This window comes from Sorangium sp. So ce327 (assembly GCF_051530205.1).
GTDB lineage: Bacteria > Myxococcota_A > Polyangia > Polyangiales > Polyangiaceae > Sorangium > Sorangium cellulosum_B.
In genome coordinates, this window is record NZ_CP150330.1 from 6,934,647 (window position 1) to 6,961,624 (window position 26,978).

The 26,978-nt window shown below is 71.0% G+C and carries 21 protein-coding genes; 12 read left to right on the forward strand and 9 right to left on the reverse strand.

The window, feature by feature from the left end; all coding sequences use genetic code 11:
* Positions 1-207: 207 nt before the first annotated feature.
* On the reverse strand, positions 208-1,179 hold the full coding sequence (locus WME95_RS25860) for a DJ-1/PfpI family protein (RefSeq protein WP_437902074.1): 972 nt from the start codon (positions 1,177-1,179) through the stop codon (positions 208-210).
* Positions 1,180-1,224: 45 nt separating this feature from the next.
* A complete protein-coding gene (locus WME95_RS25865; protein ID WP_437540697.1) occupies positions 1,225-1,836 on the reverse strand; it encodes a Crp/Fnr family transcriptional regulator in 612 nt (203 codons plus the stop codon).
* A 232-nt stretch (positions 1,837-2,068) separates the two neighbouring features.
* Between WME95_RS25865 and WME95_RS25870 the strand changes: the two genes are divergently transcribed.
* The 3 genes from WME95_RS25870 (at position 2,069) to WME95_RS25880 (ending at position 4,554) form a co-directional block, all read left to right on the forward strand.
* Entirely contained in the window at positions 2,069-2,527 is a 459-nt protein-coding gene (locus WME95_RS25870; protein WP_437902075.1) for a hypothetical protein, read from the forward strand.
* 375 nt (positions 2,528-2,902) lie between these two features.
* Positions 2,903-3,766 (forward strand): mechanosensitive ion channel family protein, encoded by an 864-nt coding sequence (locus WME95_RS25875; protein ID WP_437540699.1) that lies wholly within the window; start codon positions 2,903-2,905, stop codon positions 3,764-3,766.
* Between the two features lie 356 nt (positions 3,767-4,122).
* On the forward strand, positions 4,123-4,554 hold the full coding sequence (locus WME95_RS25880; RefSeq protein WP_437540703.1) for a nuclear transport factor 2 family protein: 432 nt from the start codon (positions 4,123-4,125) through the stop codon (positions 4,552-4,554).
* A gap of 82 nt (positions 4,555-4,636) precedes the next feature.
* Here WME95_RS25880 and WME95_RS25885 read toward each other — a convergent pair whose 3' ends face one another.
* On the reverse strand, positions 4,637-6,031 hold the full coding sequence (locus tag WME95_RS25885) for a phosphatase PAP2 family protein (RefSeq protein ID WP_437902076.1): 1,395 nt from the start codon (positions 6,029-6,031) through the stop codon (positions 4,637-4,639).
* 450 nt (positions 6,032-6,481) lie between these two features.
* The gene (locus WME95_RS25890) at positions 6,482-7,219 is read right to left on the reverse strand and encodes a helix-turn-helix transcriptional regulator (RefSeq protein ID WP_437902077.1); all 738 of its coding nucleotides are present in this window, start codon (positions 7,217-7,219) and stop codon (positions 6,482-6,484) included.
* Positions 7,220-7,322: 103 nt separating this feature from the next.
* On the opposite strand from WME95_RS25890, the gene WME95_RS25895 reads away from it, so the two are divergent.
* Together WME95_RS25895 and WME95_RS25900 are read left to right on the forward strand one after the other, a co-directional pair.
* The gene (locus WME95_RS25895) at positions 7,323-8,435 is read left to right on the forward strand and encodes a DNA alkylation repair protein (RefSeq protein WP_437902078.1); all 1,113 of its coding nucleotides are present in this window, start codon (positions 7,323-7,325) and stop codon (positions 8,433-8,435) included.
* 57 nt (positions 8,436-8,492) lie between these two features.
* Positions 8,493-9,146, forward strand: a complete 654-nt coding sequence (locus tag WME95_RS25900; RefSeq protein WP_437540709.1) for an HD domain-containing protein — start codon at positions 8,493-8,495, stop codon at positions 9,144-9,146.
* Positions 9,147-9,168: 22 nt separating this feature from the next.
* Here the strand turns inward: WME95_RS25900 and WME95_RS25905 are convergent, their stop codons facing one another.
* A complete protein-coding gene (locus WME95_RS25905) occupies positions 9,169-10,128 on the reverse strand; it encodes a diacylglycerol/polyprenol kinase family protein (RefSeq protein ID WP_437902079.1) in 960 nt (319 codons plus the stop codon).
* Between the two features lie 656 nt (positions 10,129-10,784).
* Here WME95_RS25905 and WME95_RS25910 point away from each other — a divergent pair.
* Entirely contained in the window at positions 10,785-14,741 is a 3,957-nt protein-coding gene (locus tag WME95_RS25910) for a M36 family metallopeptidase (protein WP_437902080.1), read from the forward strand.
* 91 nt (positions 14,742-14,832) lie between these two features.
* Entirely contained in the window at positions 14,833-15,492 is a 660-nt protein-coding gene (locus tag WME95_RS25915; protein WP_437902081.1) for a carbonic anhydrase, read from the forward strand.
* 95 nt (positions 15,493-15,587) lie between these two features.
* Here WME95_RS25915 and WME95_RS25920 read toward each other — a convergent pair whose 3' ends face one another.
* A complete protein-coding gene (locus WME95_RS25920) occupies positions 15,588-16,814 on the reverse strand; it encodes a cytochrome P450 (protein ID WP_437902082.1) in 1,227 nt (408 codons plus the stop codon).
* A gap of 559 nt (positions 16,815-17,373) precedes the next feature.
* Here WME95_RS25920 and WME95_RS25925 point away from each other — a divergent pair.
* The 4 genes from WME95_RS25925 to WME95_RS25940 all read left to right on the forward strand — a co-directional run bounded on the left by WME95_RS25925 (position 17,374) and on the right by WME95_RS25940 (position 22,749).
* A complete protein-coding gene (locus WME95_RS25925) occupies positions 17,374-18,564 on the forward strand; it encodes an STAS domain-containing protein (protein WP_437902083.1) in 1,191 nt (396 codons plus the stop codon).
* Between the two features lie 31 nt (positions 18,565-18,595).
* Entirely contained in the window at positions 18,596-19,924 is a 1,329-nt protein-coding gene (locus WME95_RS25930) for a cytochrome P450 (protein ID WP_437902084.1), read from the forward strand.
* Positions 19,925-20,044: 120 nt separating this feature from the next.
* Positions 20,045-21,580 (forward strand): hypothetical protein, encoded by a 1,536-nt coding sequence (locus tag WME95_RS25935; RefSeq protein WP_437902085.1) that lies wholly within the window; start codon positions 20,045-20,047, stop codon positions 21,578-21,580.
* Positions 21,568-22,749, forward strand: a complete 1,182-nt coding sequence (locus tag WME95_RS25940) for a hypothetical protein (protein WP_437902086.1) — start codon at positions 21,568-21,570, stop codon at positions 22,747-22,749. The genes WME95_RS25935 and WME95_RS25940 overlap by 13 nt, the downstream gene beginning before the upstream one ends.
* Positions 22,750-22,801: 52 nt before the next feature.
* Here WME95_RS25940 and WME95_RS25945 read toward each other — a convergent pair whose 3' ends face one another.
* A complete protein-coding gene (locus WME95_RS25945) occupies positions 22,802-23,725 on the reverse strand; it encodes a hypothetical protein (protein WP_437902087.1) in 924 nt (307 codons plus the stop codon).
* A 367-nt stretch (positions 23,726-24,092) separates the two neighbouring features.
* On the opposite strand from WME95_RS25945, the gene WME95_RS25950 reads away from it, so the two are divergent.
* Positions 24,093-25,124 (forward strand): tetratricopeptide repeat protein, encoded by a 1,032-nt coding sequence (locus WME95_RS25950; RefSeq protein WP_437902088.1) that lies wholly within the window; start codon positions 24,093-24,095, stop codon positions 25,122-25,124.
* Positions 25,125-25,202: 78 nt separating this feature from the next.
* On the opposite strand, the gene WME95_RS25955 is transcribed toward WME95_RS25950, so the two are convergent.
* Both WME95_RS25955 and WME95_RS25960 read right to left on the reverse strand, forming a co-directional pair.
* Positions 25,203-25,739: a hypothetical protein gene (locus WME95_RS25955; RefSeq protein WP_437902089.1), complete on the reverse strand. Its 537-nt coding sequence runs from the start codon at positions 25,737-25,739 to the stop codon at positions 25,203-25,205.
* A gap of 438 nt (positions 25,740-26,177) precedes the next feature.
* On the reverse strand, positions 26,178-26,888 hold the full coding sequence (locus WME95_RS25960) for an HPP family protein (protein ID WP_437540732.1): 711 nt from the start codon (positions 26,886-26,888) through the stop codon (positions 26,178-26,180).
* Positions 26,889-26,978 lie beyond the last annotated feature (90 nt).

Here is a 26,978-nt window from a genome sequence, read left to right on the forward strand (position 1 = left end):
CCCGCGCGCTCCCAGCCGCGACCGCGGCGCCCGTGGAGCTGAAGCTCCGCGTCCACCTCGGCTTTGGGTCGATCCCGGCGGTGCAGGCGCTGCGGGATGTGGAGCGGGTGATCTGCGAGTCGCGCGAGGAGATCGCGGCGCGCGAGCCGTAGCGCCGGCGCCCGAACGGGCCAGGGAGATCCATGGCCCTCGCTCCGCCGAGCAGGCCTATCGATGGCCCTCGCCGGCATCCTCGGCGCAGCGAGCGCCGCGCCGGTAGTCGGCCAGGGCCTCCAGGTACAGCGCGCTGAACCGATCGGTGGAGAAGGGATTCTGGCTGGTCACGAGGTTGCAATCCCGCTGCGCATAGGCGCTCCCGGGGAATGCGGCCTCGTGCTCGTAACCGTGGTCCTCGAGCTGCTCGCCGATGCCCCGGACCTGGGCGTCGGCCCCCATCACGAAGGTCTCGATATAAAACTCCTCGAGCGACGAGACCGACGTCACCGTCCGACCGCTGAGCGGATGCGGCTGCCGCAGGCGGGTGAGCACCGCCGGCGCGTGGCAGATGAGCCCCACGGGCTGGTGTTTCGCGCCAAAGTGAGCGAGCAGCGCGTGCAGATCCGCGTTGTCGAGCAGGTCGACCATCACCCCCTGTCCGCCGGGAACGACGATGCCGTCGAACGAGTCGGCCGCGGCGCGCGCCGCCTTCAGGCTGAGCGGCGCGCGGACCTCCGGGGCACGCTCGACGAAGCGCTGCGCTTGCGCGCGCCGCGCTCCGTCTCCCCAGTACCGCTCGTCGAGGCTCTCCGGGTCGATCGCCGGGGCGGCGCCGCCGTCGGTCGCGAACACGACCTCGTGCCCCGCGCCGGTGACGGCCAGGTACGGCTCGTAGAACTCGCCGAGGAAGGTGCCGGTCGCGCGCTTCGAGCTGTCGGCGAGCGTCTGCTCTCGCGCGGCGCTGAGGACGAACAGGATCTTCCCTCTGGGTCTCTCTGCCGCCGGGCGCTCGGGGAACACGGGGTGGAGCCTCGGCGCCGCCGCGCCGCACGCGACAAGCGCCGAGCCGGCGAGCACGACCGCGAGGCCCGCGATCAGCGCCGTCCTTCGGGCCGCGCCCCGCGGCGCTCCGCGGCGCTCCGGGCCGCGCGTGGGTTCCGTCGCTGTGCGCTCGCCGTCTCGCTTGGTTCGTTCCGTCGTCATGCGGGAGACCATGACCAGCGGAGCGAGATCGCACCTTGACCTAGGTCAAGAAGCAGCGGACCTGGTCGCCGCGCGCTTCAGGCGGCTCAGGGCCTCGGGTGTGATGCCGAGATAGGCGGCGATGTGGTAGTCGGGCACGCGCCGCGCCACGGCCCCGTGCTCTGCGAGGAACCCGCGATAGCGCTCGGCGGCCGGATCCATCAGCAGCGACGCCTCGCGGCGCACCTTCTTCAGGTACACCCGCTCCACGATCCGGCGGCTCACCCGCTCCCAGTAGATGTCGCGCTCACAGAGCTCGCTCAGCCGCGAGTAGGGCGCGACGAAGAGCTGCATCGGGGTCAGCGCCTGGATCGTCAGCCGGGCGGGCTCCCTTGTGATCAGCGCCTCCAGCACCGACATGAAGTCCGGCGCGGAGATGAACCCCTTGTTGAACTCCTTCCCATCGCTCCGCGTGTAAAACATCCTCGCGATGCCGGAGTTGACGAGCGCCACCGAGTCGCTCGCCTCGCCCGCCCGCACGAACGCTTCGCCCTTCCGCAGGCTCTTCCCGTGGAACAGGGCCGCGAAGGCGTCGAAGTGCGGCGCCGGCCGGGCGTCGAGCGCGGAGATCATCCGCGCGAGCGCCGCGACCTGCTCCGCGCGCGAGAGCTGCACCATGGCAGGAGAGCCTAGCACGGCGCTCCCGGAGCGCGTCTTCCGCTCGCCTGCGCCTGCATCGTGACGGGCCGAGTCGCATGGGCTAGATCACAGATGCATGAACCAGTCGTCGGTCACGGCGGTCCTCGTCGGCGCTTGCCTTCTCGTTGGCTCCGCATCGGCGCAGGCGGACGGCGTGCCCCCCGCAACGAGCCCTCCCCCCGTGGTGGTTCCCGCGGAAGGTTGGCCCAATGTGGGGCGCCCTGGCGACCCGGTCGTGAGCGTGGGGGGCCTCTTCAGCTATACTGGCCGCGAGAACGCCGATGACGCCGTTGGCGCCGGCGTCGAGGGTAGCCTCGCGTGGTACGGACAGCGCTCGTTCGCCTGGATAGGCGCCGTCGTGCAGGCGCAGCTCGTCGCCGACCGGCCGGTCCACGAGAGGTTGGCGCTCGGTTTCCAGGGTGGGTTCGGCCCTGTCGGCGCGGAGCTCTCGATGTATACCGAGGGCGCGGGCCGGTCGAACGCCCGGACGTATGGGGCGCAGATCGTCCCCTTCATCGCGCTCCCCATCGCCTACGCGGGCTTTCGACTCGCCCTTCCGTTCGACGGGGGAGCTGGCGCGACGATACCTTCCTATGGCACGGAGTACGGGCTGGTCATTGGTTTGAAATTCCCGATCAACCCGAGGGCCTTTGGACATAGTCTTCATTGAGCCGGTTCACAGCCCCGTACGCCGGCCACGCCGTTCTCTGCCCATGCCGCTGGCCCGCGGCCGCTCTCCGCTCGTCGAGCATCACCTCGGCGGCGACGAAGATCGCCTCGGCCTGCTCCTTGGCTGGACACGCCCGCCTGGTGCGCGGCCCCGCCGCCCGTTGCTCCTTCGCCACAACGAGGTATCCGCTCCGCGGCCGCCTGATGTCTGAAGGCCGCAGCGCTGAGGCTCGAAAATCTCGCTCACGCCCCTCGCGGAGCGGCCCGCCGGTGTGATAAGGCTGGCCGCCGGGGGGCAGATCCAGCAAGGCGTGTCGCGCATGCGCCTTGCACGGACGCCCCCGCGAGCGGCGCATACGTCGTCAGGAGGCTTGAGATGGACGAGAGGGTTCAGCGGTACGTGGACATGGGGGTAGCGCTCGGGGTGAGCGTCGGCGGGAAGATCGTGGGCGCGATCCTGGTCTGGGTCATCGGCCGCATGATCATCCGGGGGATCCTGTCGATGATGCAGCGCAGCTCCGCGCTGAAGAAGCTCGACACGACGCTGGCTCATTACCTGGAGTCGGCGGCGTCCGTGCTGCTGAATATCCTGCTCGTCATCGCCGTGCTCAGCGTCTTCGGCGTCGAGACGACCACCTTCGCCAGCCTGCTCGCCGCGATCGGCATCGCCGTCGGCATGGCATGGTCCGGCCTCCTGTCGAACCTCGCGGCCGGCATCTTCATGATCCTCCTGCGCCCCTTCAAGACCGGGGATTACGTGACCGCCGGCGGCGTGACGGGCACCGTCCACTCGATCGGCCTGTTCGCGACCACCCTCGACACGCCCGACAACGTCCGCACCATCGTGGGCAACAACAAGATCTTCAGCGACACGATCCAGAACTTCAGCACGAACCCGGTCCGCCGCGTCGACTGCACCGCGCAGCTCGCCCACGGCGCGGATCACGAGGCGGCGATCACGCGGCTCAAGGCGCACCTGGCGCTCATCCCCAACGTCGCGAAGACCCCTGCGCCCAGCGTCGAGATCCTGGATTTCACGCTCGCCGGGCCCGTGCTGGCCGTCCGGCCCTTCTGCCACACCGATCATTACTGGGACGTCTACTTCGCCACGACCAAGATCATCCGCGAGGAGCTCGGCAAGCTGGGGCTCCCCGTACCGAGCCAGCACGTGCACATCAACCAGCTCGCGGCGGCGCCTCCCCACCGCGCCGCGGGCTCGGAGATTCACCCGACGGCCTGACGCGCTGTCGACCGCGCGTCGGCCGCGCGCGCGGCGGCGCGCTGCTCGGCAGCCCTTGAGGCCGGCGGGCAGATCCTCTACGCCCGGGCGGCGCGCACGCCGCACCATGCACCCCGAGGAATTCGTACCTTCCGCCGCCACGCTCAGGGCGATCGCCACCGCCATCATCATCCTCGCCGCGGGTGGTCTCGCGAGCAAATGGGCGTACCGGTTCGCCGTCACGTCCCTGACCAGGACGCACCTGGATCAGGCGCTCGCGCGGTTCCTTTCGTCGATGCTCCGCTACACGGGCGAGGCGCCGAGACGACGCCGTCGAGGCCCTTGCGCCCGCGCTGGCCGGGGAGCATGGTCGCTGCATGAGCGTCGAGGAGCGCGTCGCGGCGGAACGGCTTGTCCTGGCCGCAAACGAGGCCTTTTACGAGGCGTTCCGCGCCGGGGATTACCAGGCGATGTGCCGGGTGTGGGCCGAGCGGGCGCCCCTGGCCTGCGCCCATCCCGGCATGGAGGCGCTCTCGGGGCGCGCCAGCGTGCTCGAGAGCTGGAGCCAGCTCTTGCGCCAGACCTCGCCCCTGCGCATGCGCTGCCAGGGCGCCTCGGCGCACCTCTTCGGGGACTTCGCCTTCGTCACGTGCTACGAGGCGAGCGGCGACGAGCCTGCACACCTGTGCGCGACCAACGTGTTCGTCCTCGAAGACGGGCAATGGAAGATGGTCCACCACCACGCGGGTCCGCTCTCCGCGCCGCGGCCCGAGCGGTGGGCCCCCGCTCGCTCCCGGCTCATGAACTGAGAGGCTGGCCGGGGCCGGGGAGACCCGCGGTGAGGCGACGGATCTCCTCTCGATGGATCGAGCGGCTCCCCTGGCGAGCTCGTCAAGGAAGCGGCTGGAGGATCCTGTCGAAGACGGCGTCTCCGACGCGCTTGCCCTGACGGATCCCCTGCTCGCCATCGAACCTCCAGTGGACGCCCAGGTAGATGCGGCTGACCGCGTTCTCCCGGGACGCCTCCTCGAAGCTGGAATAGCAGCGCGTGATCTCGGGGCGGACGTTGCCCCGCTCGTCCGTCGTTACCCCGTTGTACTCGTCGGACATGAAGCAGAAGGGGATACGATCTGTCCCGTAATAACGGGTCAACACCTGGAACATGGCAGCTCCGAAGCTCGCGTGCCCGGAGGTGTACGCCGGGAACGGTGGGGTCATGCGCGGCGGGCCCTGGTTGCTGCCGGGGGATCCGAGGGGCGTCCACCGCCTGTCAGCTACGGTGAGCGAGTTGCCATCCCTGTCGGCCCGACGGATCGCGACGATCGGCCGCCAGAATTCGTAGTGGTATTTCGTCTCCCACGTGGCGATGGCGGCGTCGGCCAGCGCGACGTTGACCAGCGCAAAGTAACGAGCGTTCTCGACCTCCGAGTTGCACTCCTCGACCGCGAGGACCCGCGCGACCTGGTTGTAGAGCCGGGGCGGCTCCCCGAGGCGCGGGGCGGCTTCATACGACCAGAAGATCCCGATGACGGTCTGTTCCGGCGTGCGCGCGGTCGGGGTGCGCTGGCCGTCGCCACCCAGCAGGAAGACCTCATAGAAGCTCAACGCGTACTCCAGGCTCCACAGCGGCGGCGGCGGCGGAGACCGGAACTCGGCGCCGCTCTCGATGGCGAACGGCCGAACCCTCCCCCACCTCGGGGTCAAGTACCCCTGATCGGGATAGAGCGGATCGACGCGATGACGGCCGGGGGCGATGTCTGGGGTGTAAGGCATCGGGGCGTCTGACCTGTCGTTCTCCCGCTCCGCGAGGATCTCGTCGGCGACGGCGCCGCCCAGCGCGCGACCGTCCTCCCTGGCGTCGCTCTCGGGGATCTCGGCCAGGTACTCGTCGAGCCTCCTGTCGAGCAGCGCCCTCTGCCTCGGGAACAACGCCGTCAGCGTGCGGTGAGCTGCCGTGGCCACCGCCGCATCGATGGACGCATCCGGCATGTCGAGGAGGATGGAGTACGGCTCGTACCTCGGGACGATCGAGTTCACGGCGTCGAAGATCGCCGCATGGACGATCGCGAGGGCCCGTGAGACGCGCGTCGGCCCGCGCTGGTCCCGCCCGCGCGCGCGGGCGGTGTCCTCCGCGACCGCGTCCAGAGCGACGGCGTTCCAGTCGAGGACCGCGTCCCTGTCCGGCGGATCTCCCTCCGGCACGTGCGCGGACGCCGGACCGCCGAACAGAGAGGCAGTCAGGGCAGCGAAGGAGATGGTCGCCCATCTCGCGGCTGAACGGTTCATTCAAGCTCCTTGGTTCGAGTCCTCAAGGATGGCCATCACACACGATGTCCCCTTGATCGTCGACTGGATGGGGGGCCATCCAGCGACGAGAGGCGTGGATCAACCACCTCGGCGAGCACGAAGCCCGTATCTACCCGCGCGACACCGGCCACCGCACGCAGGCGAGCACGGCCTCAGGGGGCATGAGGGCCGTGCGCCATCGATCGCTGGTCACTGCTCGGCGGGAGCTCTCTCTGCAATCGCCCGGAATCGAGCACACACCCCGTGTACCGGACGTCGCGCTTCGTTCTGGTCACTCGCCAGGATGTCGTGTGTTGTATCAAACCTAAGCTATCAGGCAGAGCCGATGCGCGCAACCATACGACACCGGGACTCCCAGGCTCCGCCGGGTCGAACCGTTGGGGGCACAGGATCGGAGCCTGAACGGTGTCCATCCGTTTTGGCCGAGCTTCATGGTCGGTCGCCGAGGAGCGGCCGCCACGCGCACTCCTCCGGCAGGAGCGTCCAGATGACGTCGGCGCTTGGACGAAACGCGATCTCCCGCAGGACGCGGGGGGTCGAGATGCGATCCATCCTGAACATTCGCGGCTCGTTCTTCCCCGTGTCCAGGGCGAGCACGTACCAGACAGGGCTCTGGATCAGGAGGCCGTGCGGCTCGACGCGTCGCCTCGACGTCCTCCCCTCGCGGTCCTTGTAGTCGAACCCGAGGCCGACGCCGGCGGAGAACGACTCCTCGAAGAGCCTCACCAGCTCTGCAGGGGGCGCCCCGGCTCCGGCGCGCACTGGCCCGCTCGCCGGATCGCCGACGATGACCCTGCGGCAGAGGGCGCGCAGCTCTCGCGCTCGTTCAGGAGGAAGGCTGCTGAGCAGCTTGGCCAGCGCGGAGCTGGCGGCGTCGCTCCACGGAAGGTCGCTCGCGGCCTGAGAGAGGCGCGCGGAGAGCCAGAGCGTCACGATCTCGGCGACCGAGAGGTGCACGGCGGTGACGCCCCGGCCGGCGTCGAGCCGGATCCCCCCGCCGGGGCCGGCCTCGCCCTCGATGTTGAGGCCGCGCTCCCTCAGCGTCGCGAGGTCCCTGCGCACGGTGCGGGCGCTGACCCCGAGCGCGGCGGCCAGCTCGCCGACGGTCGTCGCTCCCCGCGCGCGAAGCAGGTCGGAGAGCTCCATGACGCGGACGGCGCGCGACATATGGTGACAGAATCTGTCAGGGTCTCACGCTAGTCAACGCCCATGTCCAACCTGACGAAAACCTGGCCAATCGGCCTCGTCGTCCTCGCACCGACCGATGCCCATGGCTGACCGGCTGAAGGACCTCTTCGACGAGCGGTGCGTCCGCTCGATCGCCCGCAACCTCCGCTCGGCGCACCCTGGCCTCGACGAGCGCGGCTTCGCCCGCGACTGCCTGGCCGGCCTCTCCGATCTCGAGCTGACGGGCCGCGCCTCCCACATCGCGGACGTGATGCACCACCACCTGCCGCAGCCCTTTCCGGAGGCAGCTCGGGTGATCGTCGCCTCCCTCGGGCCCGAGCTCGATCGGAGCGACGTGTTCGGCCTCGCGCCGCTGCAGTACATGCCGCACGTGTTCTATGTGGCGAAGCGCGGTCTCGATCACTTCGAGGACGCGATGACCGCGCAAGTCGAGCTGACGAAGCGGTTCTCCGCCGAGTTCAGCATCCGCGCGTTCCTGACGAGGTACCCCGACGCGACGCTCCGCCGGCTCCGCACGTGGGCCGTGGACCCGAACGTCCATGTGCGCCGGCTCGTCTCCGAGGGGACGCGCCCGCGGCTGCCGTGGGCCCCGCGGCTCCGCGCTTTCCAGCAGGATCCGGGGCCGGTCATCGAGCTGCTCGAGCTCCTGAAGGACGATCCGGAGCGCTACGTGCAGCGCTCCGTCGCCAACAACATCAATGACATCGGCAAGGACCACCCGGACGTCGCGGCGAGCCTCTGCCGGCGCTGGCTCGACGGAGCGCCACCCGGGCGGCAATGGATCGTGCGCCACGCGCTGCGCTCGCTCGTCAAGAAGGGTGATCGCGGCGCGCTCGACGCGCTCGGCTTCGGCGCGGCGCCGAGCGTCGCGATCGCCTCGGCGGCGCTGTCCCCGCGATCGGTGAAGCTCGGCGGAGAGCTACGCTTCTCGTTCGAGCTCGCGTCGACGGCCCCGCGCGACCAGGAGCTGATCGTCGACTGCGCCGTGCACTTCGTGAAGGCGAACGGCGCGACGCGGCCAAAGGTCTTCAAGCTGCGGAAGCTCGTCTTGCCGCCGTCGGGTCGAGCCGAGATCACCGGCAAGGTCTCCTTCGAGGAGCTGACGACCCGCCGTCACTATCCCGGTCGCCACAGCATCGATGTGATGGTCAACGGCGTGGCGCACCCCCTCGGGCAATTCGAGGTGTGCCGGTGACTCGGGCGCCGCGCAGAGCCGTTGCGCGGGTCGGGGTCCGCGTCTATGAGGCGGGAGATGAAGGACTGGGAAGCGCTCTTCGCAAAGAAGCTCGAGGAGACCGACCTCGGCAAGGATCCGGCCCATGATCTGGCGCACTTCGCGAGGGTGGTCGCCACGGCCAAGGCGCTCGCGGCGGACGAAGGGGCAAGGCTCGAGATCGTCGTCCCCGCGGCGTGGCTGCACGATCTCGTCAACGTCCCCAAGAACGACCCCAGGCGCTCCCAGGCGTCGCGGCTCTCCGCGGAGGAGGCGCTGCGCTTCCTGCGGAGCGTGGAGTACCCCGAGGCGTTCCTCCCCGACATCGCCCACGCCATCGAGAGCCACAGCTACAGCGCGGGGATCGAGCCGACGACCCTCGAGGCCAGGGTGGTCCAGGACGCCGACCGCCTCGACGGCCTGGGCGCGATCGGGATCGCCCGCTGCTTCGCCGTGGGCGGCCTGCTCGGCGTGCGGTTCTACGATCCCGGGGATCCGTTCGCCGAGCGGAGGCCGTGGGACGACCGGGTGAACGCGATCGACCACTTCCACGTGAAGCTGTTCAAGACCGCCGAGAGCCTCACGACGGCCGCAGGGCGCCGCGAGGGCGCGCGACGCGCGGAGTTCATGAGACAGTACCTCGCTCGCCTCGCGCTGGAGATCGGCGGCGAGATGGGGCCTGACGTAAGCTGACGCCAACTGACGTCAGTTGACGTCAGCCCGCGCCGGCGACCGTCACAGCGGCCGCCACGGCGACCGGGATCGTGAAGTTGTCGTCCATCCGCGTCGAGAACAGCTCGGTCGCCGCCCCGGCCAGGCCCGCGACGGCGGCCAGGAGGAGCCGCGAGGAGAGCGACGCCGGGCCGAGCGCCCACATCACGGCGAGGGCGCTCAGCGCGCCCGCCGCGAAGAAGGCGAGCGTGCCCTCCAGCGAGCGGCCGTCGCGCAGCCGCGTGCGGCCGAAGCGGCGGCCGATGAGGGCCGCCGCCGGGTCGGCCACCGCCAGCACCACCACGGCGAGCGACTGGCTCAGCCGCGTCCCGAACAGCGCCAGCAAGAAGAGCGCTGTCACGTACCAGGTCGACGAGTTCACCCGGTAGCGCTCGTGCGGGTGCGCCACGAGCCGGAAGACCCCCATCAGCCGCTCGTTGACCCGCTCGCTGACCCGGCGGGCGATCTCCATCGACCACACCGCCACCACGAACGCGCCGCTCGCGGCCACGAGCCAGCCGCGCTCCGGCAGGAGCTGGATCAGCCCGAGCACCAGGAGCCCCATGCCCACGTGCCACAGGCTGCGCACATGGTTCGTGGGCCTGACGCTCGGCGGCGCGGCAACCACGCCGCGCAGCGTCAGCAGCAGCGACTCGTAGGCAGGCTGCACCTCTCGCTGGAACGCAATCCACGCCGCCTTGGGCGAGGGTGTTCCGGTCGGGGTCGCCCGCTCGACCGCCGCGAGCAGCACGCGGAGCCGCTCGCGGAGCCGCTCGATCCTGCCCCCGGCATCGTCGCGCTCGGCCGCCACGACGAGCTCGCGGAGCCGCGACGCCACACGCTCGACCCGGGCGCGAACCTCGGGTTCGTCGTGGAAGACGAAGACGGCGGGATCGACCTGACGCAACAGTACGCAGAGCTCTTCGGAGACGAGCTTGGTCTCGATGTGCAAGGCGTGGATCACGTTGGGTTTTGCGAAGATAATCTCCGGGCGTCGGGCGCCATGTCAGCGCTTCGTCATACCGGCACCCCGCGCGTGAGCTGGCTCGCGGCGCCAGCCCTGCATGAGTCCGCACCACACGAGCTCGCACCCCACGAGCCGGCGCTGCACGACGCACCGCGCGAGTCCGCACCCCACGAGCCGGCGCCGCACGACGCACTGCGCGAGTCCACACCCCACGAGCCGGCCCTGCACGACGCGCCGCGCGAGCCGACCCGACGCCGTCCAGGTCCTGGAGCCGATCGCGGGCGCGACAACCACCCTCCTGCCCACCCCGCGGCGACCGAGGGAACCGCTCGGCTCGCCTCGCGAGGACGCATGACACGGCAATTCATGGATTCATGCGATGCGCCAGCAAGGATTGCTTCTCTATTCCATTCTGGTGTCGGCGCCGCGTGACTCGCGCTCTGCGGAGCGCCCGGACGAAATCGCATGAGAGGCGCCTTACGACGCCGGACAGAGCGAGAGCCGTCGCGCTTTCCCTGCGCGCACGCTGGGGCTAGGTTGCCTCGCGCCGCGGATTCGACGGGTGGGCGCGAGGCGCCCGGGGAGGCAGCGCGCGACCTACCCGCGCGCAGCCGGTCATGCGTCGTCCCCTCGGAGTCGGAGAATCGATGAACATGAAGGTCTCAGTTCGGTACACCGCGCTATCGCTCGCGCTGCTCGCAGGCCCCATCGCCCATGCGCGGGAGCGCCCGAACTACGACGCATACTTCAAGGCCCCACCCGCGCCGCCCGTCCGCGCGCGCGTCATCGACGTCGACGAGCGCGCGTCGACGACGCGCGCCGTCGTGGCGTCGACCGATCCGCAGCGCGGGGTGCCCACCTTCGTGTGGGCGACGTCCCCGGGCCACCGCCCGCCGGCCGCGACCCACGCGACGCCCGAGGCCGCGGCCCGGTGGTACGTGCAGCGGTACGCGCGCCTCTACGGTCTTCCGCAGGCCGCGCTCGATACGGCCGTGGTGCGCCACGTCCACGACACCGGGCGCGGCGGCATCGTCGTGACGCTGGGCCAGGACGTCGACGGGATCCCGGTCTTCCGGAGCGGGCTCAAGGTGCTCATGAAGCGCGACCTCGGGCTCGTCGCCCTCGCGGGCAACCTCCACGCGTCGGCCGTCCCCCTGCCGCCCGGCGCCGCCTCGCCGGCGGCCGGCGCGCTCCGCGGCCGGGCGTTCTCCGGCTCGCCGGCGCAGGCGGTCGTCCGCGCCCTGCGCGACGCGCACCGCATCGACATCAAGACGGCCGACCTCCGCGAGCTCGGCGAGGCGAAGGGCGGGTATCGGCTCTTCGACATCGCGGACACCGATCACGCGCGCCAGCGCGCCGGGAGCCTGCGCTTCACGCAGCCGGCGCGGGTCAGGAAGGTGCTCTTTCCCCTGCCCGACCGGCTCGTCGCCGGCTACTTCGTCGAGCTCGTCTCGGGCGACGCCAGCGGCACGAGCTCCGCGGCGTACGCCTGGGTGTTCGGGGCCAGCGACGGGCAGATGCTCTCCCGGGAGAACCTCTCCCACGCCGCGTTCGATTACCGGGTCTGGGCGGAGGAAGGGGGCGATCACACGCCGCTCGACGGCCCCCTCGCGGATCTCTCGCCGCACCCGACCGGGCGGCCCGACGGCCAGGTCCCTCGGTTCGTCGCGCCGAGCCTCATCTCCATCGATGGCTTCAACACGAACCTCGACGGCGGGGCCGATCCGTGGCTGCCGGCCGGCGCGACCTCGACCCGCGGCAACAACGTCGACGCCTACGCGGACCACAACGCGCCCGACGGGTTCTCCAGCGGCGATATCCGCGCGGCGCTCTCGGGGCCGGGCTCGTTCGATCACCTCTATGACCCGCTCGCCGATCCGCTCGCCACGCCCGAGCAGACCATGGCGGCCGTCACCCAGATCTTCTACGTCACGAACTGGCTCCATGACTGGTACTACGACTCCGGCTTCACCGAGGCCGCGGGCAACGCCCAGCGCGACAACCTCGGCCGGGGCGGCCTCGACGGCGATCCGCTCCTCGCGGAGGCGCAGGACGACGCGACCGGCGGCAGCCGCGACAACGCGAACATGGACGCGACGTACGACGGCGCGTCGCCCCGGATGCAGATGTACCTGTGGTCCGGGCCGGATCAGCGCTCGCTGAGCGTCACGCCGCAGAACGCCAGCTACGCGTCGAACACCGCCCTGTTCGGGCCCCGGCGCTACGAGGTCACCGGCGAGCTCGCCCTCGCCCAGGACGGCGCCGAGCCCCGCGGCGACGCGTGCGGGCCGATCACGAGCGACGTGGCCGGCAAGATCGCCCTCGTCGACCGGGGCGGGTGCACCTTCGCCGAGAAGGCGCAGAGCGCGCAGGCGGCGGGCGCCATCGGCGTGATCATCGCCAACAACCGGGAGAGCGACGGGGCCCCGCGGCTGTCCGGCGAGGCCCCCGAGGTGACGACCCCCGCCCAGAGCGTCTCGCAGGAGGACGGCAGCGCGCTCAAGGCGGCGCTCGCCGCCGCGGACGCGCCGCTCACGGTCACCATGACCCGCGAGCCCGGCGTCGAGCGCGACGGCACGATCGACAACACCATCGTGGCGCACGAGTGGGGCCATTACATCCACCTCCGTCAGGTCGCGTGCGGCACGAAGATGTGCGGCGCGCAGAGCGAGGGGTGGGGCGACTTCATCGCCCTGCACATGGCGCTGCGCGACGGCGACGACCTCGACGGCGTCTTCCCGCTCTCGAGCTACGGGAGCGCGGCGCTCGGCGACAGCTACTTCGGCATCCGCCGCGCCCCCTACTCCGTCGACTTCACGAGGAACGGGCTGACGTTCAAGCACATCTCGGAGGGCGCCCGCCTCCCCGACCACCCGCTCAGCTCCTCGTTCTCCGACAACTCCGAGGAGCACAACGCGGGAGAGGTCTGGGCGAGCATGCTGTTCGAGGCCTACGTCGGGCTGATCCGGCACGGCAGCGGCCTGACCCCGCCGCGCGCGTTCGAGCAGACCCGGCGGCGGATGAGCGATTACGTGGTGGCCGGCATGCAGCTCGCGCCGGTGAGCCCGACGTACACCGAGCAGCGCGACGCCCTCCTCGCCGCCGCGCTCGCCAGCGATCAGGGCGACTTCCTCGCGCTGGCGGAGGCGTTCGCCCGGCGCGGCGCCGGCACGTGCGCCGTGTCCCCGCGCGCCGACTCGCACGATTTCTCCGGCGTCGTGGAGAGCTTCGGCGTCCAGCCCGAGATCTCGCTGGTCCGGGCGGAGCTCGATGACAGCGCCGGCTCCTGCGACCGCGACGGGCTGCTCGACGCGGAGGAGTCCGGCACGATCGCGATCGAGATCGTCAACCGCGGCGCGGCGCCCCTGACCGGGGCGGTGGCGTCCATCGAGGCGCCTTCCGCCGGGGTGACGTTCCCGGACGGCGCGCGCGCGTCGTTCGGCGACATCGCGCCGTTCGCGACCGGGACCGCGACCGTGGCGGTGAAGCTCGACCGGACCGTGGCGCCCGCCGAGGACCTCGAGCTCAGCCTGACGCTGAAGAGCGCCGCGGCGTGCACGCCGGTGCGGGTCGAGGCCCTGGTGCGCCGCGTGAACTTCGACGAGCTGCCGGCGTCCTCGGCGGTCGACGACGTGGAGGCGCAGCGCACGACCTGGCGCGTCGAGGGGCTCTCCAGCGAGCTCGTCTGGTCGCGCGCCGAGGGGACCGCGCCGAACCGCGTGTGGCGCGGCGTCAACCTCGGGAGCGTGTCCGACACGGCGCTCGTGTCGCCGGCCCTGGAGGTCAGCGAGTCCGAGCGCTTCGTGCTGACGTTCGCGCACCGGCACCGGTTCGAGACGAGCGACGAGACGTTCTGGGATGGCGCGGTGGTCGAGATCAGCGCCGACGGCGGCGCGACATGGCGGGACATCGGGAGTCGCGCACAGCCCGGCTACACCGGGAGGGTCACCGTCGAGTCGGGCAATCCGCTGGGCAGGCGGAGGGCCTTCGTCGGCCAGAGCCCCTCGTGGCCCGAGGTCGACCACGTGGCGATCGACCTGGGGACCGCGTTCGCCGGGAAGACGGTGCAGGTGCGGTTCCGCGTCGGCACGGACGCGGCCGCGGGCGACGCCGGCTGGGAGCTCGATGACATCGGGTTCGCGGGCCTGAAGAACAAGCCGTTCGCGACGGTGGTCGAGGACACCGCCTCCTGCCAGGGCGGGCCCGTGGCCGACGCGGGGGCGGACCAGGCGGTCGCGATCGGCGAGCTCGTGACGCTCGACGCCTCGGGCAGCTCGGACCCCGAGGAGGACACGCTGACGTTCTCCTGGGTGCAGACGGCGGGGCCCGCGGTCGAGCTGACCGGCGAGGGCGCGCGGGCGACCTTCGTGGCGCCCGAGGTCGCCGCGACGACGGCCCTGACGTTCGAGGTGACGGTCAGCGACGGGATCCTGGAGGCGACCGACCAGGTCAGCGTGGTGGTCGATCTGGCGAAGGAGCCGGAAGCTGAAGGCGAAGGCTGCGGGTGCGCGATCCCGGGGGGCGCGCCGCGCGGGCCGCTGGCCGCGCTCGGGGCCGCCGCGGCGCTCGCGGCGTTTGCGAGGCGGCGGCGCGGCGGTGGCGCTGCGTGAGCGATGAGCCATGAGCCCGGCAGCTGACATGTGAGGCGGAAATTTCACCCATTGACGCCCGCGGCCCGGTCCCCCACCGTGGCCGGTCAGCATGGGACTCAGCAACGCTCCGCCCGCCTCTCCCGTCGTGACGGCCGATCAGGCGCTGGAACGCCTGATCGAGGGCAACCGGCGCTTCGTGGACAACGTCCGCGGCGAGCACGTCGTGATGGGAGCGCGGGCGCGGGCCGCCCTCGTGGAGGGGCAGCAGCCCTTCGCCATCATCCTCAGCTGCTCGGACTCGCGGGCGCCGTCGGAGCTCATCTTCGACCAGGGGCTCGGGGACCTGTTCGTCATCCGGGTCGCGGGCAACGTGGTGGCGCCCTCGCTCGTGGGCAGCGTGGAGTTCGCCGCCGCCGCCTTCGGGACCCGCCTTGCCGTGGTGATGGGCCACTCGCGTTGCGGCGCCATCGACGCCACGCTGAGCGAGCTGCTCGACGAGGACCACGGCGGCCACCTCACCGACAACATCCGCGATATCGTCGAGCGCTGCCGAGCTCCCGTCGAGACGGTGGTGAGCGCCGCCGGCCGCCACGCCGACAGGAGCTTTCTCCTGCGCGAGGCGGTGCGCGCCAACGTGCGCAACTCGTGCGATCACCTCCGGCACGGCAGCCGGCTTCTCGAGCGGCTGTGCACCGAGGAAGGCATGCTGATCGTGGGCGCCGAGTACGCCCTCGAGACCGGCAAGGTGACGTTCCTCCCGCGCGTGTGACGGGCCGGCGCGCCTCGTCGCTGCACGCCAGTCGGCGACTCGACGCATGAGACGAGATCACCTGATAAGGCCGCTGCGGAGCAAGCGATCCGAGATCAGGGTTTGGCGCGGCTCCGGCGCAGGACGAGCGGAAGCGACTCGAACCCGAGCGGCATGATCGCCCGCGTCTGCCGCAGCGGAGGCGCCTCGCCGGGCGTGATGGACTCATAGCAGTCGAGGAGCGCGTTCAGCGCGATCCGCGCCTCCATCCGCGCCAGCGCCGCGCCCATGCAGAAATGGGTCCCCTGCCCGAACGCGATGTGCTCCACCGGAGGCCGGTCGAGCCGGAACGCGTCCGGCGCCTCGAAGACGGCCGGATCCCGGTTCGCCGCGCCGAACACGACGTCGACAAGGTGTCCGGCCGGTATCGTCACGCCGCTCACGTCCACCGGCCGCGTGGCGACGCGCAGCAGGCGCTGCACCGGGCTCGAATGGCGCAGCGTCTCCTCGATGATCGGCTCCACGAGACGCCGGTCCTGCTGCGCGCGCCGGTAGAGCTCGGGCCGCTCGGACAGGAGGTGCGCCATGTTGCCGATGAGGTTCGTCGTCGTGTCGTTGCCGGCGACGAGCAGGCCTACGCAGAAGCCGACCGCCTCGGGCGTGTCGAGGCGCGCGCCGTCGATCTCGGCCTCGACGAGCGCCGAGATGAGATCGCCTGACGGCGCGCGCCGTCGCGCCTCGATCTCCGCCGCGAAGAAGTCGACCATCGCCTTACCGCGGCTCGCGCGCTCCTCCGCCGGTATACCGCTGTAGGACATCACGGACTCGGACCAGCTCCGAAATTGCACATAGCGCTCCGCCGGGATACCGAGCAGGGTGGCGATTACCATCATCGGCAGGGGCATCGCGTAGGTGCCCATGAGGTCTGACGGCCCGTCGCCCGTCGCTTCGAGCAGCGAGGCGGCGAGGCGGCCAATCCACGGCTCGAGCTCAGCGATGCGCCGCGGCGTGAACGATCGGCTGACGAGCCTGCGGAGGTGGGTGTGCCGGGGCGGATCGTCGTGCAGCAGCGTGATCCTCGGCAGGACACGGATCTTGTCCGTGACGTTCGACGAGAACGTCTGGGGATCCCGCAGCGCGGCGAGCACCTCCGCGTGGCGCAGGAGCGCGTAGGCATGGATTGGCTCGTCGAGGCCCGCCGCGCCGCCCGCGGGCACGCGCGCATAGAGCACCGGAGATCGCCCGCGCAGCGCGTGGTACGCGGGGTAAGGATCGGCTATCACCGAAGGCGCGGAGAGGTCGATCGGCTCGGGCGAGGGGCTCGGGGCGGTCTCGGTTTCCATGTCAAGCTCACAGCGGCGCAGCCGCACTTCCGGACAGCACATCCAAGCGGTTCGTGGAAGTCAAGTCCTTTCCCCTGGCGGGACGACAGCATAGGTGACCCCATGAAACTCCGGGCGGCGTCCGCTCGATCATCGACGTGAGGCACCGTCGTGAGGCACCGTCATGAGGCACCGTCATGAGGCACCGACGTGAGGCACCGTCATGATCTCGTCTGAATCCCCCTCGCCTCGCGAGCGCTTCCGGGCCGAACGGATTGAACAGCATCCTGGACGCCGATCACGAACACACATCGGGAATGGCCTTAGCGCGAGTTCCGGATCTACCCGGCCTCAGCCGGAGATGTGCGGCTTGTAATCTCCCAATGCAAGCTGGAACCCTCGCTGGGATCGAAGCGTTTGCACATCTCCGAGCGCTCGTCATCGCGCTCGCGGGTCCTGAGAGGGGTGAGTCTGCTGACGCCGATTCTTGGTCAAAATCACGCGCGATCCACGGCCCCTACGAACGAGGTGAGCACAGGTAGGAGGCCTGAATCGGGCTTGGGGGAGGGCAACATTCGTCATGACACAGCATTACACGAGTACACGCGACACGTGGGAGGCAGCCTATCTCTACTCCCCCGAGGCGCTGTTCGTAGCGAATGTCGATGGCACGCTGTCGCACTGGAGCGAGTCCTTCGGCCACACGGTCGGGCACGCGGCCACGCCGGGGACGGCGTTCTTCCAGCTCTTCCACGACGACGACCGGGAGGCGGCCCGGGCGAAGTGGTCCGGGCTTCTGGAGGCGACCGGGTCCGTGGAGCTCCGCGGGCGGGTGATGACGGCCGGGAACGTGTATGCGTCCTTCTCCTGCGTGCTGCGCAGAGCGCCGCACGGCCAGGCGGTCTACGGCTCGCTGCACGCGACGTCCGGCGCCGACGATCACCCCGCCGCCGAGCCCGGGAAGGGAGAGGACGCGGACATGCTCCGCGCCCTCTCCGACAACCTCCCTGTCATCGTCTGGTCATGCGACGCGGCGGGCGTCATCACCCGCCACGACGGGAAGGGCCTGGCGGGGCTCGGCCTCAAGCGGGGGCAGCTCGTCGGGACGAACCTCTTCGACGTCTTTGCCAACGCTCCCGAAGGCACGGAGAACGTGAGGAGGGCGCTCCGCGGGTCTCCCTCCCATTCCATGAGCCACGTCCCCGGCAACAACTCGTTCTGGGAGAACTGGATGGTGCCGATCCAGAGCCCGCTCGGAAACGTCGAGTCCGTGATCGGGCTCTCGCTCGACGTCTCGGAGGCGAAGAGAGCCGAAGAGGAGCTCCGACTACGGCTGTTGCAGATCCAGAAGCAGCAGGAGGTCATCGGCAAGCTCTCGACGCCCATCATCCAGGTCTGGGACGGGGTGGTCGCGCTGCCCATGGTCGGCGTCGTCGACAGCGCGAGGACCGCCGACGTCATGCAGAACTTGCTCGACGAGATCGTCCGCACCAGCGCGCGGTATGCCATCCTGGATCTCACGGGCGTCGAGATGGTGGACACGCAGGTGGCGAATCACCTGCTCAAGCTCGTGAACGCCATCCGGCTCCTCGGCGCGGACGGGATCATCTGCGGCATCAGGCCGTCGGTCGCGCAGACGATCGTCGAGCTGGGCCTCGATCTGAACAGCATGGTCACGCGGTCGAACCTGCGGGCTGGAATCATGTTCTGCATCAACCAGATGCGCCAGCTCGCGTCGGCGTCGGCGACGAGCGGCGCTTCGGGCCGCTGAGCCGCGGCCCCTCCCCTCCTGCTTGCGCGCCATGCTCTCCCGGGGTCGAACCGACCGAGACAGCTTCCCCACCGCGGCGGGAGAGCTGCCGGTGATCGGTCACCTGCCCGTCCTCCACCGGGACGCCGTCGGCCTGCTGCGCCGCAGCAGGAGCGCGCTGGGTCCGCTCTTCTGGGTCAACCTCGGGTTCGCGCAGCGCCGGCTCTTCTATGTCGGAGCCGACGCCCTCGATCTCCTGCGCGCGCCCGAGGTGGTCATGGACCATCCGGAGCACCTGAAGGGGATCGTGGGCCGCTCGATGGCTGCGCAGGACGGGCCCCTGCACCGGCACATGCGCTCGGCCATCAACCCCTCGTTCTCCCCTCAGGGGTTCGCCAAGGAGGCCTCCGCCACCATCGCCTCCGCGTTCGCCGCGAAGATCGATGCCTGGCTCCAGCAAGAGAGCTTCGCGGTCCATCCCGCCATGCGGGATCTGACCCTCGAGATCATCTTTCGAATCTGCGGGGTCCCGACAGAGGATGTGCGCGCGTGGAGCCGGGCCTATCGCGAGCTGTTCCTGGGTGTCTACCCGATCCCGGGTCGTCTGCCGGGCATGCCCGCGTACCGCTCGGATCGTGCGCGCGCCTGGATAGACGACCGCCTGCGGAAGCTCCTTGCGCTCGCTCGCGGGGGCGGCGCCGCGGGTTCCCTCGTCGAGATGCTCTCGAAGGCTCGCGACGACGAGGGCGTGCCCCTGTCGGACCAAGACATCGTCGACAACCTTCGCGCGATATTGCTCGCCGGGCACGAGACCAGCGCCTCCATCCTGGCCTGGATCGTCATCGTCCTGTCGCGCCGGAGCGAGGTGTGGAGCGCGCTCTGCGATGAGCACGCGGCCGCGCCGGACGCGTCCGTGCCCATGTCCGCGAGAGAGGCGGACCGGCTCCCCGTCGCCAACGCCATCTTCCGGGAAGTCCTGCGGATGTACACGCCGGTCTGGTTCATCTTCCGGACGGTCACCGAGACGATCACGCTGAACGGTAGGCGCATCCCTCGAAACACGCCGCTGGCCCTCAGCCCCGCGCAATTCGGTTATGATTCATCGCTGTTCCCGGACCCCGATCGCTTCGATCTGAACCGCTGGAGAGATCGCTCGAGCCCGCCGGGTGCGCTGGAGCTGGCCGCGTTCGGCGGGGGGCCGCACTTCTGTCTTGGATACAACGTGGCTTGCATCGAGGCGCTCCAGCTTCAGTTCCTCCTCGTCCGGGCGTTGCGCCGCGCCGGGCTCGTTCCACACTTGGAGGGCGCTTCACCGAAGCACGTGTACTTCCCGACCGGGCATCCGACGGCCGCGACACGGGTCGCCTTTCGTCGGTGCTGAACGGGCAAAGATCGAGCGCCCATTGCATCGAGCCATCGGCCGCGATCTCCGACGGGATGACGCTGCTCACCATCAACACGGTCGCCGGCGGCAGCCGGCCCTCACCGGGTGGATCAGCACATGAACACCTCACCGCATTCGAGTCCTTCCGATCGCGCTCTGGCCGTTCTTCGCGAGCTCGTGGCGGAGCTCGGGCGTGGCGGAGGTCTCGTCAGCCCGTCGGTGTACGACACCGCCACCGTGCTGATGTTCGATGTCTTTCCCGATGCCAGGGCGAGCATCATTCCATGGCTCCTGGATCAGCAGCGGTCGGATGGGGGCTGGGGGCTGTCATCGGTGCCGCGCGCGCGCGATCTCCCGACGCTGGCGTCGCTCGTGGCCCTCCATCCCTGCCGCGAGCTCATGCCGCAGGCGCGCCGCGCCTGCGAGGGGGGCCTTGCGTTCCTGCGCAACCAGGCAGCGCATTGGGGGACGTCCTTGCCGGACGACATCCCTGTCGGGCTGGAGCTGCTCATGCCCAGGCTCCTCGACCGGGCCTCCTCGCTCGGCCTCGGCGTCGATTGGGGCCCGTACAGGGCGCTCATTGCGCTCGGCGAGCGGCGCCGGGCCCTGATCGGCAAGGCCCGGCCCGCGGCCGGCAGCGCGGCTTCGCACTCGTGGGAAGGCTGGGGGAGCGGCCCCTCGCCCGACCTCCTCGACGTGAGCGGCGGCGTCGGGCACAGCCCCGCGGCCACGGCCGCCTGGCTTCACGCATCCCGGGACAAGGCCGGCCTCGCGGGCGCACGAGCGGCGGCGCGCGAGTACCTGCTTCGAGCGAGCGACGCGACCGAGGTCGGGATCCCCGGCGTCGTCCCCACGGTGTGGCCCATCCGCCGATTCGAGCAGACCTGGGTCCTGTATGCGCTGCGGGCCTTCGATCTCCTCGACCATCCCCGGCTCGGCGACGTGGCGCGGCCGCAGCTGCTCGACCTCGGCGCCGCGCTTCGCCCCGAGGGCGTCGGCATGAGCGACGCGTTCACGCAGGACGGCGACATCACCTCGACGGTCATCGCCACCTTGGGAGAGCTCGCCGCGCCCCGCGCCATCGAGACGCTGCGGCGCTTCGAGCGAGGCGGGATGTTCATCACGTACGCGAACGAGCTGCAACCCTCGCTCACGACCAATGCCCACGCGATGCACGCCCTCGCGTCCCGCGGGGAGAAGGCGTCGGAGCCGGCGCGGTACCTCCTCGAGCGTCAGCAGCCGGACGGGCGGTGGGTCGGCGACAAGTGGCACAGCTCCTGGCTGTACACGACAAGCCAGGTCATCCTGGCCCTCTCGCACGAGGGGCAGCTGCCCGCCGTGAAGCGCGGCGTGGAGGCGCTGCTGCGCGCCCAGCGCGGCGACGGCGGCTGGGGAGCCGGCGGCGCGCCCACCGCGGCAGAGACGGCCTACGCCGTGCTCGCGCTCCGCGCCGCCCGAAGGAACCGCGAGCTCGAATCGATGGCGCGGGGCGCCTGGCGACGGGGGCGCGACTGGCTGATGTCGAACCATGACGTCGGCGCCGGTCAGGAAGATCTCCGCTGGATCGGCAAGGAGCTGTATTGCCCGGCGCGGGTGGACCGCGCGTGGGTCCTCGGCGCGCTGCTCGTGTCGCAACCGTCATGGGAAAGCTAGACGATCTGATGGAAAGGACGTGGCAGAGCCACGTCTTCGGCGACTCCTACCCGACCGCCGTCGGCCGTCGCGCGCTCTCCGAGAGGATGCGCGCCGTCCACGCGTGTTTTCTCGAGAGGTTCCGCCCGATCGTCCAGGGCGCCTTACCCGACCTCGATCCGGAGCACGTCGAGCGCGTCGTGCGCCAGATCGGCCCCAAGGCGACGGCGTTCTGCGCCGCCATCGCGATCGAAATCGAGGAGGTCGAGCGCCTCGCCGAGGTCTCCATCGTATTTGGGCTCCTGTTCCTGTTCGATGGCCTGATGGATGACGGGGACCTGGCGATGGTGGCCGCGACGCACCGGTTCATCGAGGTTCACGCGCCGCGCCTGCACATTCCCGCGGCGAACGACGCGGAGCAGCTGGCGTCCGCCGTCCTCCGGAGCGAGCTCGACGCGGCCTTGGCGCCGCGCCCCGATCCTGCCCTCGTCGCGGCGCGCGCTCGACCTCTCGCGGAGGTGGCGCGCCTGCTGCTTCGCCTGAGCTCTCCCGAGGACGCGGGCGCGCTCATCGAGTCGCCCGTCGCCGGCTTCCTGAGCCATGGTTCCGCCATGCGGCAGCTCAGCCAGCGTTATCTCGAGCGCGAAGAGGGTGCGTTCTGGGACGAGCACGCCGACGATTTCGTCGCGCATGCGATCGGGAGCATTCAGACGGCCGGGACGGTCGCGGTCGTCTACAGCCTCTACCGGAGCGCGAGCCCCGAGCTCCCCACGATAGGACAGGTGCTGGCCGCCCCGGCGATCAGGCGCGTGTGCGAGCGGTTCGCCGACGCGGCTTCGCGCATCTTCGACGACGTGGGAGATCAGGACGTCGATGGGCGCTCGGGCGCCCGGGGCCGGTTCGATCTCAACCTCTTCAACCATCCGAACCGGAGGCTCGTCGAGGCCACCCTGCGGTTCGTCGGCGTCGATGACGAGGACGTCATCGCGGCGACGCTGCGCGACCTCGCCGCCGACGACAGCGCCGGGGATGGCCGCGTCGTCGAGCGATTCGTCGACGTCGTGCGCGGCGGCGTGGCGAGCTTGCCGGCGGAGTGCTGGCGCGACGCGGGCGTGTTCCTGATGCTCCTCAAGAGGATCATCGAGTCGGGCTACGTGAACACGCTGGGCGACGCTGCGCTCGCGGAGTGACGCCGCGGCGCCTGGCGCGCCGCCCGGCGGAGCGTCGCTGCCCAGGGGGCGCTCAGGAGAGCGCCCTCGCCATGGCGGCGATGCGCTCGGCGCCGGCGGGGCTGAGCTCGCCGAGCGCGCGGACGAAGCTCGGGTGGGTCATGCCCGAGCCGAGGAACGTCCAGCGGTAGGAGCGCTGCTGCGCCTCGAAGATCTCGGCCTTCTCGGCCTCGGCGAGCGTGCGGCCGGCGGCGCGCTCCAGGGCCTCGATGTCGAGCCTGGCCTGCGCGGCGAGGCCGCCGTCGAGCATCGTGCCGATGGATACGTAGTCGTCGAAGGCCCGGGCGATGCCCTCCGGCCCGGCCTCGCGGGCGAGCTTGGCGACGAGCAGCGTGTCGACTTTGGCGTGCTGGGCCTCCTCCATCCAGTGGTGGCGGAGCAGGCTCGAGAACTGCGGGTCGAGGCCCTCGGCGTCCCCCTCCTTGACGCTGTCGAGGTAGTGGCGCTGCGTCATCCACTCGAGGTGCAGGGTCACCATCGCGACGCCGAGCGCGCCGTGCTTCAGGATCGCCGCCGCGACGTCCTTCGCGGGGCCGATGGCCCCGCACTCCGCGCCGAAGCCGCGCGCGAACTCCGCGGAGAACCGGCGGAAGAGGTGGATATGCTTCGCCTCCTCGTCGGCGAACGTGACGAGCGCGCGCACCTCGACCGCGTCGGCTCCGTGGACCGCGGTGCGCGCCTGATCGAGCACGAACGGCAGGATGAACTCCTCCACGAAGCCAAAGAGGTAAAGATAGCTGTTGCCGCGGATCTGGTTGAGCAGGAGCTTCTCTCGCGCGCTCAGACAGCGGATCGACGCCGTGCCCGCGAGCGACTCCGGCAGGAAGGGCCTCGAGAAGTCGAGCTGCTTGTCGCCGCCGATGATGTCCTCGACGCGCCAGGTGATCTTGTGTGAATCCGCCAGGGCCGCCTCGTAGGTGTAGCTGTGCGTGAGCATGATTCCTCCCTTTCCTGGTCGAGCCGCTCGGCGTCGCGCGAAGAGCAGCAGAACGAGAGCACACGAGCGCTCGCCAGACGTCAAGGCGCGCCGGCGTCCGCCTACCCACGCGCGGCCGCCAACCGCATCTCGTGCCATGTGGTCAATCCGCCTCTCCCTCATGCGCTCACCGCCCCCTGGCGCGCGCTCGCCGGATCGCCGATCCTCCCTGCCCCATGCCAGCCTCCACGATCGCCCTCCTGACCGGCGGCGCCGACAGCTCGTGAGCGCCTCCCCCGCGTCCGCCCCTCGCGCGGCGCGGCCGGCGCGGGGACAGGCCGCTGCGGGCGCCCGCGCCCTCCGCGAGCGCGCCCTCCACCATCTCTCCATGGGCATGCTCGGCGAGGCCCGCTCGGATGCGGGCGAGGCGCTCGCGCTCGTCGAGCGGGAGCTCGGGCCCGCCGACCCGGAGGCAGCCGGCGCGCTGCTCGTGCACTGGCGGATCGCGGCGGCGTCCGGCGACCCTCCCGCCGCCGAGGCGCACGCGCGCCGCGCCGTCCTCGTGCTCGCGCGGGCGCGGCGGGGCGGCGAGGTCAAGCGGCTCCGCGTCCACGCGTGGCTCGCCCTGGCCGCGACCGCGCGGCTCCAGGGGCGCTACGCAGACGCGGCGGCGCGCGCCCGCCACGCGCTCCGGCTGGCCGAGGCCGCCTTCGGCGCCCGCGACCTCGAGGTTGCCGCCTGCCTCAACGAGCTGGCGATGAGCTGCAAGTACCGCGCGCGCTTCGCCGAGGGAGCGCGGCTCTACCGCCGGGCGATCCGCGTCCTCGAGCGGGTGCACGGGCCGGATCACCCCGATCTCGCACCCCTGCTCCACAACCTCGGCGGGCTCGAGCACGCCCGCGGCCGGGCGGCCCGCGGAGAGCCGTTCGCGCGCCGCTCGGTGGCGCTGCGGGAGGCGGCGCTCGGGCCCGAGCACCCGCTCGTCGCCGAGGACGCGGCCGCGCTCGCGGCCATCCTCGACGCGCAGGGCAAGCGCGGCGAGGCGGCAGCGCTTTACCGGCGGGCGCTCGCCATCTTCGAGCGCGCGTACGGCCCCGCGCACCACGAGGTCGCCTTCACCACGAGCAACCTCGCCGCCCTCCTCTACGCCGAGGGCGAGCTCGACGCCGCAGCGCGCCTGTTCCGCAAGGCGATCGGGACGATGGAGGGGCTCCTGGGCCCGACCCACCCCGACCTGGCGATGGCGCTCAACAACCTCGGTGTGCTGCGCCTCCGGCAGGGCAAGCGGGCGTCGGCGCGCCGGCTGCTGGAGCGGGCGCTCTCCATCTACATGGCGACGCTCGGCCCGGGCCACCCGACGATCGCGGCCTGCCGGGAGAACCTGGCGGAGGCGGGTCATGCCGGCTCGATCGTGGCCTGACGAGCACCACGCCGCGCGGTCGCGGCGGATCGAAGCGTGGCGCGTCGCTGGCTCTGGCCCTCGGCGCCGCGCGACGGCTCACCGCGAGCGTCGCCTCGACGGCGCCGAGCCCGTGGTCCGCGCCTGCCGCGCGGCCTTGCGCCCGGCCCTCGGCTTCGCGCCGCCGGCCCGGAGGAGCGTGCCGTTGTGGTTGACGCCGATGGGGGCGACGGCGCTCAGATTGCTGCTGGCAAAGGGCGAGGACGGCCCTCCGCATGTGATGTTGAACGTCGCGGTATAGGTCCCCGGCGACCCTGGCGCAGTGAAGGACACGTCGACGTTCCGCTGGCCTTTGAAGGAGACCGGGCAGTTCGAGACGCCAAAGTGCTGGCTCGAGACGCTGCACTGGCAACCTGTGAGGGTCACCCCTTGGCTGTCCACGGTGACCGTGCGCCAGGCCGTGGTCTGCGGCTGAACTTGCCCGAAGTCACGGAGCGCCGGGCTGGACGCCAGCGCCTGCTCTGCCTCGCCGAGGGCGTCTTCGCCTCCCTCGTTCTCGACGCTCTCCACCACGCAGCCCGCGGTTCCCAGGCTTGCGAGCAGCAGCGTCCCGACCATCACACATGAATGTTTCACAAAACCTCCGTCGCTGGACTCCCCACATGACGTGCGGGGCCCCGAAGCAACGACCAAGGCGGCGATCGCCGCCGGGCCGGGCCCCAGGGCCCCTGGCGGAGCGGCCCAGCAACCGGTGCGCCAGCGCCCGGGAAACCACGACCTCTCCGCTGCAGCCGCTCGACGTCGATCTCCGCGGCCCGAACGGGCGGCGGATCCTGCCGAATCGGGCCCTTTCGTTGGACGCGCGGGAGCTCGGAGCCCAACCCCATCTCCGATGGGCGACCGTGACATGTCACGCCGCGACCGTGACATGTCACGCCGCGATCGTGACATGTCACACCGCGATCGTGACATCGCAGACAGACGCGGCGCGACGCGCGACGAGGCGCCCTGCTGGCATGGAGCGACGACGCGAGTCGCCCGTCCTCGGCCGCCCGGCAACGGGAGGCCCTTGGATCAAGGAGGAGGCGGAGGCGGCGGATCCTGCTCCGGACGCGCCTGCCGCGGGGCCCACAGCGGGTAGTCGACGCCGGCGAGGCGATTGATGACGATGGCCTGGAGCGTGAGCAGGACGACCCCGCCGAGGAGCACGAGGAGCATCGGGGGCCGGGACAGGATGCCCAGCGAGACGATGAGCGTGGTCGCGCCCGCGGGAGGGTGTGGCGCGCGGGCGAGCACCATGAGGCCGGCCGTGAGCCCCAGCGAGAGCGCCGCGGCGATGGCGCGCGGCAGGGTCACCCCGGTCGCTGTCGCCGGACCTGCGTGCGTGAGCCCGGTGACGAGCAGGCTCATGTACGCTACCGCGATGCCGATGCTGTGCCCAACGATGGTGGTGCGCGGCGCGGCCGACGCCGCCGTGGGAGTGTAAAAGAACAGGAAGGCCGTTGGCCCGAGCGACGGAAAGACGAAGGGCGACTTCGTCACCACGGCGAGGGCCGCCATCAGACCGATGCTCACGAACCCGTTCACGCAGCTGAAGACCGCGAGCACCGGTATCTTGGCGTAGCGCTGGAGGAGCCACGGGAGCCTGAGGCGCGTGAAGATGCCGCGCACCACGTCCGTCATCTCGCCGCCGAGCGGGTGCCGCGGCGAGATCGGGCCGTAACCGCGCCCGTTTCCCCACAGCTCCGCCGCCGCGGGGGTCGATTGCCTGTCTCTCTCTGTCATCCTTCGTTCCTTGCGGGCGGGCCGCGCCTCCACGCGGGGCGCGCCCGCCTCCGCGTCTGCACGCTCGCCGGCGGGCGCCACGGCCAGCTC